Raw genomic sequence first — 931 nt, 5'->3', positions numbered from 1 at the left:
GGAATCTAAAATGATAATGTTTAAGATAAAATGAAGTAAAATCTAAAATAAATTTACATAGGAATTAAAAATTCAAAGGACAAATCATTGTGCCAAAGCTAAATCCACTGCTAGAATCTGATAACATAGAATGCCCCCACAAAGGCAAAGTCTTGCTTCAATCAAGCACAAAGGACATAATGTGTGTGCAAGATTCTAGCAACAATGACGCTGGAATGATAAGTCTAAATGATTTAGCAAATGCTACTATTGTGGGCTGCACGCATAATATAGCAGGTGTGCCTAGCCCTTGCACGAAATTAGTCAATATCTAAAACTCTATTTGCTCTACATTGCTAGAAATAAACAATCAAAAAATAGTCCTAGCCCAAGCAATCTCACAAGTCCTAACCGACAAAGGCTCACCGCTTATCTTACAAGGGCAACCAAAAGCAAAGGATATATTTGAGGTTGATGAGTAGGGTAAGTAAATTATAAGCCATAAAGTAAAATAAAATATGGTAAAGCAAGATAGGCAAAGTAAAGCAAAGATGGCATAAAGTAGGGCATAACAACACCCCCCACAATGCCAAATCCCCACTTCGTCAAATACACCAAACAAATCAACACATTAAGCAAGTTAAACAATTTTACATTAAACCATTTTATTGTATTATTTTATTTTATGCTTTTTATCTCTAAATAAGGAGTATCCCAAATGTCAAACCTCACAAGTCCCATAAACACAAAAAATGGTGCAAATCCCACAAACTCTAGCAAATCTTTTATCAACGATACAAATCCCACAGCCCAAACCTCATTCCTATCCCTTACCATACAAAGCAATAACAGCAATGCAAGCAATGCAAACAACAATCCCAATACTAACCCCACACAAACCGCCACAATCTCGCATCACACACATAATCCACACAATCCAAACGCTAACCAC

Annotated in this window: 3 protein-coding genes; all 3 read left to right on the top strand. The window is 36.0% G+C overall.

What is annotated here, in order from left to right; all coding sequences use genetic code 11:
- The first annotated feature begins 89 nt into the window (after positions 1-89).
- Positions 90-314: a hypothetical protein gene (locus ACWIX0_RS13815; protein ID WP_454174559.1), complete on the top strand. Its 225-nt coding sequence runs from the start codon at positions 90-92 to the stop codon at positions 312-314.
- 18 nt (positions 315-332) lie between these two features.
- Positions 333-461, top strand: coding sequence for a hypothetical protein (locus tag ACWIX0_RS13810; RefSeq protein ID WP_454174558.1), 129 nt, complete (start codon positions 333-335; stop codon positions 459-461).
- Between the two features lie 236 nt (positions 462-697).
- Positions 698-931, top strand: a 234-nt coding sequence (locus ACWIX0_RS13805; RefSeq protein WP_454174557.1) for a hypothetical protein, incomplete at its 3' end; no start/stop codon positions are given.

Source organism: Helicobacter sp. T3_23-1059, assembly GCF_053654515.1.
This window is presented reverse-complemented; position numbering and strand designations above follow the sequence as displayed.